The organism is Acidithiobacillus sp. M4-SHS-6, assembly GCF_047421495.1.
Taxonomy (GTDB): Bacteria; Pseudomonadota; Gammaproteobacteria; order Acidithiobacillales; family Acidithiobacillaceae; genus Acidithiobacillus.
In genome coordinates this window covers 2995413-3003844 of sequence record NZ_CP175559.1, presented here as the reverse complement: position 1 = coordinate 3003844, position 8432 = coordinate 2995413, and the positions used below count along the sequence as shown (strand labels likewise).

Genomic DNA, 8432 nt, shown 5'->3' with positions numbered 1-8432 from the left:
GTTTTGCCAGGATGCATCTGTCATCGTGAAGATATTTAAATTTATATTTACTCCGTGAAAATTGTAAAAAAACAGCATATGATATTGTTTATGAAACAACAATAAATAAAAATTTAAATGGATTACAGATGATGAAAGGTAGATTTTCTTAAATATTATCAGGTACAGGTAATTCACCATGAATTTTTTATATAGTATTATTTCCGAATATAACAGATATCTCTCTGATCTTGCAAAGGAAGAGTTTTTATGATGACGGGTCCAGTAGTGATTACCGGAGCGGGGAGCGGTATTGGCCGGGCCCTGGCTTTGGTTTATGCCGAATCAGGCCGTCCCTTGCTCCTGCTGGGACGGCGCCAGCAGCCTCTTGAAGTCACGGCAGAACAGGCACGCTCCCGGGGGGCGGTGGTGCGAGCAATAAGCGTGGATGTCAGTCAAATCCAGGCCCTGGATCAAATAGCCCAGGATTTTTCCGAAGCGTTTGGCAAAATCTCGATAGTGATTGCCAATGCCGGCATCAGTCATGGGACCCTGGCACTGGAGCGGGAAGATCGCCCGGTTTTTGCCGAAATTATTACGACCAATCTGCTGGGGATGGATAATACCTGCACGGCTTTCCTCCCCTACCTCGCGCGGGATGGTCGTATTGCCGGTATTGCCAGCGTGGCGGGCTTTCGGGGCTTGCCCGGAGCCGCCGCCTACTCGGCTTCCAAGGCCGGCGTGATGGCGTATCTGGAAAGTCTCAGACTGGAATTGAAAAAACGCGGGACCAAGGTTTGCTGCATCGCGCCGGGTTATATTGCCACGCCGATGACGGCGGGAAACCCGTATCCCATGCCCTGGTTGATGGACCCCGAGAAAGCCGCAAGAAAAATACGCCGAGCCATTGATCGTGGTCAGGCGTGGTTGGTGATCCCTTGGCAGATGGCGCTGGTCGGAATGATTTTACGGCATCTGCCCATTGCTGTTTATGATCGTCTGTTCGTGCAGGTTGCCGGTAAGGCAAGAAAAACGGAACCGGAGCAGATGGTGAACGATGTCCGCTCCTCCTCCGACTCGCCGCCGAAAGCATAAGTTTTCCACAAAATGATAATAAGGAGCTTAGGAAGGGTTTTTCTGAACCAACTTTCGGTATGTTTTTTATCTATATGATATTTATGACAAATAATATTTCAAAATTCAATAAAGACGATTTCGCTTCTGAAACAAGCCAGCAAAAACCGGGTTCTGCCATTTATATCCACAAAGTTATCCACAGAAAATACGCCGTTGGAAAACCCTCCTTGCGGGGTTGCGAAGACGACTGACTTTGTCAGGCCTTTTGCAGTCGAGGTTTCATAAACCGCATCTGGATCAGGCTCAGGAGCATGGTACTCAGACTCGCCCGAAGCAATCCCGTGCAGGAAAATAAATCCCGTATGGACCGGTTTTTCTGCTAGACTCAACTCCGGCAATTGCCGCAGGTGGTTTTCCTCCATGAATGATGTCGTTAGGATAGGATCTACGTGGCAAATAAAGGCAATTTTCCTGCCGGTTTTGAGGGTTGTCCATGCATTCCCCCGGTAGTTCTGAGTATTGGCGGCTCTGATCCCAGTGCCGGTGCTGGCATTCAGGCGGATTTGTTAACTTTCGCTCGCCTTGGCGTGCATGGCTGCACGGCCATTACCGCGCTGACGGTGCAGGATTCCGTCGATGTGCAGCGCTTCAGTCTGGTGCCACCGGCAGAATGCCTGCAACAGGCCCAGGCCATTCTGGACGACATCCCGGTGCGGGTGATCAAGATCGGCATGTTGGGATCTGCAGAAATGGTCTGCGCCCTGGCGGACTGGCTGGAGCAGTATCCAGATATTCCCGTGGTCCTGGACCCGGTCATGGCGGCCGGAGGCGGCAGCTCCCTGGCCCTCGCCGGCTTGCGCGAGGCACTGATTCACAAGCTTTTGCCCAAAATCACCATTCTCACCCCCAACGCTCCGGAGGCCCTGCTGCTGGCGGCAGCCTCAGACCTGGAAAGTGCGGGGGTGTGGCTCAATCGGCAAGGCGTGCCCTGGGTGCTGATCACCGGGGGCCATGGGGATACCCCAGAACTGGAAAACCGCCTGTATCATCAGGAACGCCTGCAGCAAATTTTTTATCAGCAGTGGCTGCCGCAGCATTATCATGGTTCGGGGTGCACCCTGGCTTCAGCCATTGCCGCAGGGTTGGCCAAGGGAATAGAACTGCGCCAGGCGGTGCAAGAAGCCCTCGACTTTACCCACGCAGCCTTGCGCCAGGCGTATCCACTGGGACGCGGTCAGTATTTTCCCCAGCGCTTTTACAAGCGCGAAGCAGCACTGGATGATTCCCATGAACAGGGGTGAGCATGCCATCGCCGGTCTGTATGTCATTACCGATGCGCACTGGATGCCGGAGCCGGTTTTTCTGGAAAAAGCCGAAGCGGCCTTGCGCGGCGGGGCACGTATCCTCCAGTATCGGGATAAAGGGGATCCCCGGAAGGAGGCTGTGCGGCGACGATATCAGGCCAGCGCCCTCCGTGAATTGTGCGCGCAGTACGGTGCGCTGTTTGTGGTCAATGATGACCCGGAGCTGGCCCGTGCCGTGCAGGCGTCCGCTCTGCATGTGGGCGCGGAGGATGCCCCCGTGGCGGCTTTGCGGGAGGTCTTTGGCCCGCAATTGTGCATTGGCGTGTCCTGCTATGCCTCCCTGGACAAAGCCCGACAGGCGATCAGGGACGGCGCGGATTATGTCGCCTTTGGCGCTTTTTTTGCCTCGCCCAGCAAACCCCAGGCGGCGCGGGTGGATTTACAGGTTTTGCAAAAGGCGCGGGCCGAGCTGAATATGCCTCTGGTCGCCATCGGCGGCATTACGGAGGATAATGGCGGCCAACTGATTGCGGCGGGTGCGGATGCTTTGGCGGTTATCTCCGGGGTGTTTGCGCCGGAGCAGATCGGGGAGGTAGAGCAGGCCGCCCGGCGCTTTGCGGCCTTGTTTGATGATTCAGGAAGGATATCCAAGGAGTAATGATGACCCAGACTTCACATGCTTTATTTCAGGCCGCTCAGCAGTGTATTCCCGGGGGGGTGAATTCTCCGGTGCGCGCTTTTCGTGGCGTGGGCGGAGATCCGGTATTCATGGACCACGCCGAAGGCGCTTGTTTTTGGGATGTGGAAGGCAAGCGTTATATTGATTATGTAGGCTCCTGGGGGCCGATGATTCTCGGGCACAATCATCCCGAAGTCCGCGCAGCGGTTCACGCCCAAGTCGACAAGGGTCTGGGTTTTGGCGCCCCTACGGCCGTTGAAGTGGATATGGCCGAAATGGTCTGTTCGCTGGTTCCCGGCATGGAGTCCGTGCGCATGACCTCCAGCGGCACCGAAGCGGTCATGACGGCCATTCGTCTGGCACGGGGTTATACCGGCCGCGATAAGATCATCAAGTTTGAGGGGAACTATCATGGCCACAGCGATAGCCTGCTGGTGAAAGCCGGTTCGGGTGCCCTGACTCTGGGCCAGCCCTCCAGCGCCGGGATTCCCCGGGAATTCAGTCAGGACACCCTGGTGCTTCCCTATAATGATTTATCCGCCATAGAAGCCATGATGCATCAGTATGGCTTTGATATTGCGGCCATCATTGTCGAGCCCATCGCGGGCAATATGGGTTGTGTCCCGCCTGAACCGGGTTTTCTGGAAGGGCTGCGAGCGCTCTGTGACCAGTACGAATGTGTGCTGATATTCGATGAAGTCATGACCGGTTTCCGGGTGGCTTTGGGTGGTGCCCAGAGTCTTTATGGCGTCCACCCGGATTTGACCACCTTCGGCAAGATCATCGGTGGTGGTTTGCCGGTGGGGGCGGTAGGGGGTCCCCGCGAAATCATGGAATATCTGGCTCCCAATGGCCCGGTGTACCAGGCGGGAACCCTGTCGGGAAATCCGGTAGCCATGGCGGCAGGTCTGCAGACCCTGCGCCTGCTGACGGCACCAGGATTTCACGAGCAACTGGCCAGACACACCCAAAAATTATGCGCGGGCCTCGCCGAGCGTGCCCAGGCAGCCGGCATTCCTTTGCAAATCAATCAAGTTCCTGGCATGTTTGGCTGGTTTTTCAGCGACGAGCCCATCCGCAGCTTTGATGCCGTCATGCGTGCCGATAGTCAGCGCTATGCGCAGTTTTTTCATGGCCTGCTGGCGCGGGGTGTTTACCTGGCCCCCAGTGCCTATGAGGCGGGCTTTCTTTCCGCGGCCCACGGGGATGCCGAAATCGCCGCCACCCTGGATGCTGCAGAAATTGTCCTGGCAGAGTTGAAGGAGAAGCAATGACTACCCTCTTTACCCGCATCATTCAAGGAGAAATCCCCGCCCAGAAACTCCTGGAAGACGAGCATTATCTGGCTTTTCTGGACATCCGCCCGGTGCGCCCCGGACATACCCTGGTCATTCCCAAAAAGGAGCATGATTATCTATTTACCCTGGACGACCCCACCCTGGCGGGACTGCTCCCTTTTGCCAAGCGAGTGGTTCCGGCTCTGGAAAAGGTCACGGGCTGCAAGCGAGTCGGAGTGATGGTCGCGGGTCTGGAGGTGCCTCATGCCCATGTGCATCTGATTCCCATGAATGCCATTCCGGATCTGAATTTTGCCCATGCCACGGACACTTCGGCGCAGGATCTGGCCGCCATGGGTGACCAGATTCGGGCGGCGTTACGGGACTGAGCCTTGCTCGTGCTGCGCGACGGTCTCCTGTTGGTCCTGATGCTGCTGTTGTGCAGCAATCCGGCCTGGGGCAAGGGCAAAAACTGTCCGCCCCAGGTCAATATCAATCAGGCCAGTGCCGAGCAGCTGCGCTGTCTGAAGGGTGTGGGTGAAAAACGGGCAGCGGCCATCATCGCTTTTCGTGAGGCCCACGGCCCATTTCCTGGGCCAGCCGCCCTGGGCGCTGTGCTCAGTCCGAAAATCGTGGCCCGCCTGCGCCCAAAGATCATTACCCAAGGTTCTGATTAAGGGCGTCAGTCACATCAGGATGATGTCGTACTGCTCCTGGGTGTAGGTGGCTTCCGCCTGGACCTTGATGGGACGGCCGATGAACTCTTCCAGGGCGGCAAGGCTGGTGCTTTCTTCGTCCAGCAGTTTGTCCATGACCATTTGTGAAGCGAGGACGACGAAACGCTCGGCGGGATAGGCTCGGCTTTCCCGGACGATTTCCCGCAGAATTTCGTAGCAGATGGTTTCGGCGGTCTTGAGAAAACCCCTGCCGTGACAGTAGGAACACGGTTCGCAGAGGGTCTGGCGAAGACTTTCGCGGGTGCGCTTGCGGGTCATTTCCACCAGGCCAAGAGCCGAAATCTGGGTGATGTTGCAACGGGTCCGATCATTCTGGATGGCTTTTTCCAGGGCGCGCTGTACCCGTCTTTTGTGCTCGTCATTATCCATGTCAATGAAATCAATGATGATCATCCCACCAATATTGCGCAAGCGCATTTGCCGGGCGATGGCGGCGGCCGCTTCCAGGTTGGTCTTGAAAATGGTGTCTTCCTGATTGCGCCGCCCCACAAAACCGCCGGTATTCACATCCACGGTGGTCAGCGCTTCGGTCTGGTCGATGATCAGATAGGCGCCGGATTTGAGGGTGACCCGGCTTTGCAGGGCTCTTTCGATTTCGTCTTCCACATTGTACAGGTCAAAGAGGGGCCTTTCCCCGCTGTAATGCTCCACGCGGTCGGCGACTTCGGGAATGACCCCCTGGCAGAAATTCACCGCCGCCTCATAGGTTTCCCGGGAGTCGATGCGCACCCGCTCGATATTGTCGGACATGACATCCCGCATCATGCGCATGGCGAGATTGAGATCACTGTGAATCTGGCAAGGTGCCGTGCTGTCCTCCAGTTGTCGGCGGATGGATCTCCACAAGCGCTGCAGGAAATCGATGTCGCCGGCAAAATCCTGACGCTCGACGCCTTCCGCAAGGGTCCGGATGATATATCCTCCGGCTTCATCGCCGGGAATGACGGCCTTGAGTTCGTCCTTGAGGCGGGACCGTTCTCCTGGCGATTCAATGCGGGTGGATACTCCTATGCGGGGGACAAAAGGCATATACACCAGATATCTTCCCGGAAGGGTGATGCGGGTGGTCAAGCGGGCGCCCTTGCTGCCGACAGGGTCCTTGATGACTTGCACCAGAACTTCCTGGCCTTCATGCAGCAGGGTACATACATTGCGGATTTCGTGGTGGCCGGGGCGGGTTTCGATATCGGTTTCACCCTGCAGATCGTCGCTGTCATCCTGAATGTCGGCGGCGTGCAGAAAAGCGGTGCGATCCAGCCCGACATCGACAAAGGCCGCCTGCATCCCCGGTAATACCCGGCGGACCACGCCTTTGTAGATGTTTCCGACCAATCCGCGATGACCGCTGCGTTCTACCTGCAGTTCCTGGAGTACCCCGTTATCCACCAGGGCGGCCCGGATTTCCTGGGGCGTAACGTTGATGAGTAATTCTTCGCTCATAGAGAACCTGCCAGTGTGGGGGCCAGTGCGGGGGGAGGGAAGCCATGGCGGGACAAGAGCTGGGCCGTTTCAAAAAGTGGCAAACCCATGACCCCACTGAAGGAGCCCCGCAGGTTTTCCACGAAGACGGCACCCAGTCCCTGGATGGCATAAGCTCCGGCCTTGTCGGCGGGCTCGCCGCTGGCCCAGTACGCCTGCATTTCCTGGCGAGCCATAGGGCGCAGTCGTACCGTGCTGCTGTGCAACTGCGCATGGACCTGACCATCCTGTACCAGGGCGATGGCCGTAAATACCTGATGCTCCTGCCCGCCGAGCTTTTCGTACATGGCATAGGCATCGGCAGCATCCCGGGCTTTGCCAAAGGCCTGCCCGGCCAGGGCTACTACCGTATCCGCAGCCAGAATCAGAGCGTGGGGATGGACTGCGGCCACCGCCAGGGCTTTGCTCCGCGCCAGCCGCTGCGCCAATGTTTCCGGCGCTTCACCAGCGAGGGGCGTTTCATCCAGGTCCGCCACCTGCACCTCCGGGGCATAGCCCAGTTGCTGGAGGAGGGCCAGTCGTCGCGGGGAGGCGGATGCCAGAATCAGGCGACTCACGAAGTCGGACTGGCATTCACCAGGAGCAGTTCGGTACTGCCTGCCGGCAGGCCGGAACCCGTTGCCAGGGCCAGGGACTGATCGGGCACCCCATTGCGGCGCAGGCTGCGCAAAATGCTTTCAGCACGCTGGGTGGCGGCATTGGCGCCAAGGGGTTGAGGAGCGACCCGCACCAGGATTTCCCGGGCGTTACTTTGCTTGAGGATCCGGGAAATGGCCTGCAGGCGTTGCTCGCCATCTGGGGTCAGGCGGTTGTCGCTGCCAAACAGACTGTCGGCGGGCATGCGGACATGGACCCCATCACTGGCGGCCCGGACCTGGGCATACACCGTCAAGGCCTTGCCATAGGACGGCAGGGCCGTATTGCTGGCGGGTCTGCTGGGTAGAGGGCTGATAATGGCGCTTTGCGGTTGTTTGGCGAGATTGGCGAGGTGTTGTTCTTCTGCCTGCAACATCTGTTTTTGCTGCTGGATTTCCGCCTCTAAATGCTGGGTTTGAGCGCCCGTCATGGTTTTGCTGGCCAGCTGCTGACGTAACTGGGCATATTCATTCTGCAGTGCCTGGTGCTGTCTGGTCAGGGATCGCACCTGATCCTGAAGCTTCTGGAGGCTGGTCTGCTGATAGCTACTTTGCCGCTGTTCCTGTAGTCCTGCCATGCGCGCGTCAAAAATGGCCCTATCCACCTGAAATAGTCGGGGATCTACTTGATCGCGAGTCATCATTTGCAGGGTTTCCTGCAGGCCAGACAAGGTCTTGGGAGGAATGGCCGGGCCACTGCGCTGGGCATGATGCAGGCGTTGCAGGGATTGTTGTAATGCCCGGGTGGTCGCGACATCGGCGCTGGCCAGCACGGGCCAGGTCATCAGTAGGGCGGCGGCAATCAGAGGATGAGCACGCATTATTGAGACTCCTTGGCGATTTGTGCCTTGGTGGCGTCTATTTTCTGATGGGTCGAAGCGATCTGGCTCTGCAGGTTGGCGATCTGACTTTGCAGGGCCTGACGCCGACTGCTTCCAGGAGAGGCCTTGAGGCGGGTCTGGATATTGTCGAGTAGTATTTTTGCCAACAGCGTTTCGCGTTCGGCGAGGAGATATTCACCCCGGGACTGGGCGGACCGTGCCGCCGCCAACGCTCTTTTGACAGGAGCGAGCTGAGCTTCGTTGACTGCTGGTGAAAGAGCCAGAATCCTTTCCCGCCCTGCCTGTACGGCAATGGCGTCCGAACTGCTTTGCTGGGGACTGACTTCCACCATTTGCGCACAGGCGCTCAGTCCGAGCGTCAGGGTCAGGACCAGACCTGCCCGGATTACTAGAGGTTTTTTCCACAATGATTGGTTCACGTCA

At 57.5% G+C, this 8432-nt stretch carries 11 protein-coding genes; 6 read left to right on the top strand and 5 right to left on the bottom strand.

What is annotated here, in order from left to right:
• The first annotated feature begins 249 nt into the window (after window positions 1-249).
• On the top strand, window positions 250-1074 hold the full coding sequence (locus ACJU26_RS15655) for an SDR family oxidoreductase (protein WP_414040525.1): 825 nt from the start codon (window positions 250-252) through the stop codon (window positions 1072-1074).
• 98 nt (window positions 1075-1172) lie between these two features.
• On the opposite strand, the gene ACJU26_RS15650 is transcribed toward ACJU26_RS15655, so the two are convergent.
• On the bottom strand, window positions 1173-1478 hold the full coding sequence (locus ACJU26_RS15650; protein ID WP_414040524.1) for a hypothetical protein: 306 nt from the start codon (window positions 1476-1478) through the stop codon (window positions 1173-1175).
• A gap of 27 nt (window positions 1479-1505) precedes the next feature.
• Between ACJU26_RS15650 and thiD the strand changes: the two genes are divergently transcribed.
• From thiD to ACJU26_RS15625, 5 genes are read left to right on the top strand one after another with little or no spacing between them, the layout of a single operon-like run.
• Entirely contained in the window at window positions 1506-2357 is an 852-nt protein-coding gene (gene thiD, locus ACJU26_RS15645; RefSeq protein WP_414040523.1) for a bifunctional hydroxymethylpyrimidine kinase/phosphomethylpyrimidine kinase, read from the top strand.
• Window positions 2344-3018 (top strand): thiamine phosphate synthase, encoded by a 675-nt coding sequence (gene thiE / locus ACJU26_RS15640; RefSeq protein WP_414040522.1) that lies wholly within the window; start codon window positions 2344-2346, stop codon window positions 3016-3018. Before thiD ends, thiE begins: the two co-directional genes overlap by 14 nt.
• 2 nt (window positions 3019-3020) lie before the next feature.
• Window positions 3021-4313 carry a glutamate-1-semialdehyde 2,1-aminomutase gene (gene hemL / locus ACJU26_RS15635; protein WP_414041997.1) on the top strand — a complete coding sequence of 431 codons (1293 nt, stop codon included), beginning with the start codon at window positions 3021-3023 and terminating at the stop codon, window positions 4311-4313.
• Window positions 4310-4705: an HIT family protein gene (locus ACJU26_RS15630; protein ID WP_414040521.1), complete on the top strand. Its 396-nt coding sequence runs from the start codon at window positions 4310-4312 to the stop codon at window positions 4703-4705. Before hemL ends, ACJU26_RS15630 begins: the two co-directional genes overlap by 4 nt.
• A 9-nt stretch (window positions 4706-4714) precedes the next feature.
• Complete coding sequence (locus ACJU26_RS15625) at window positions 4715-4993, top strand: ComEA family DNA-binding protein (protein WP_414040520.1); 279 nt, start codon at window positions 4715-4717, stop codon at window positions 4991-4993.
• A 9-nt stretch (window positions 4994-5002) separates the two neighbouring features.
• Here the strand turns inward: ACJU26_RS15625 and rng are convergent, their stop codons facing one another.
• From rng to ACJU26_RS15605, 4 genes are read right to left on the bottom strand one after another with little or no spacing between them, the layout of a single operon-like run.
• A complete protein-coding gene (rng, locus tag ACJU26_RS15620; RefSeq protein ID WP_414040519.1) occupies window positions 5003-6493 on the bottom strand; it encodes a ribonuclease G in 1491 nt (496 codons plus the stop codon).
• A complete protein-coding gene (locus ACJU26_RS15615) occupies window positions 6490-7089 on the bottom strand; it encodes a Maf family protein (protein WP_414040518.1) in 600 nt (199 codons plus the stop codon). The genes rng and ACJU26_RS15615 overlap by 4 nt, the downstream gene beginning before the upstream one ends.
• The gene (locus ACJU26_RS15610; protein WP_414040517.1) at window positions 7086-7988 is read right to left on the bottom strand and encodes a hypothetical protein; all 903 of its coding nucleotides are present in this window, start codon (window positions 7986-7988) and stop codon (window positions 7086-7088) included. Before ACJU26_RS15610 ends, ACJU26_RS15615 begins: the two co-directional genes overlap by 4 nt.
• Entirely contained in the window at window positions 7988-8428 is a 441-nt protein-coding gene (locus ACJU26_RS15605) for a hypothetical protein (RefSeq protein WP_414040516.1), read from the bottom strand. Before ACJU26_RS15605 ends, ACJU26_RS15610 begins: the two co-directional genes overlap by 1 nt.
• Window positions 8429-8432: the final 4 nt, after the last annotated feature.

Bases quoted from the DNA above. Each gene is read 5' to 3' on its own strand.
- ACJU26_RS15610 (WP_414040517.1), bottom strand. From the start codon at position 7,988: ATGCGTGCTCATCCTCTGATTGCCGCCGCCCTACTGATGACCTGGCCC.
- thiE (WP_414040522.1), top strand. From the start codon at position 2,344: ATGAACAGGGGTGAGCATGCCATCGCCGGTCTGTATGTCATTACCGAT.
- ACJU26_RS15650 (WP_414040524.1), bottom strand. From the start codon at position 1,478: ATGGAGGAAAACCACCTGCGGCAATTGCCGGAGTTGAGTCTAGCAGAA.
- ACJU26_RS15655 (WP_414040525.1), top strand. From the start codon at position 250: ATGATGACGGGTCCAGTAGTGATTACCGGAGCGGGGAGCGGTATTGGC.
- ACJU26_RS15630 (WP_414040521.1), top strand. From the start codon at position 4,310: ATGACTACCCTCTTTACCCGCATCATTCAAGGAGAAATCCCCGCCCAG.
- hemL (WP_414041997.1), top strand. From the start codon at position 3,021: ATGACCCAGACTTCACATGCTTTATTTCAGGCCGCTCAGCAGTGTATT.
- rng (WP_414040519.1), bottom strand. From the start codon at position 6,493: ATGAGCGAAGAATTACTCATCAACGTTACGCCCCAGGAAATCCGGGCC.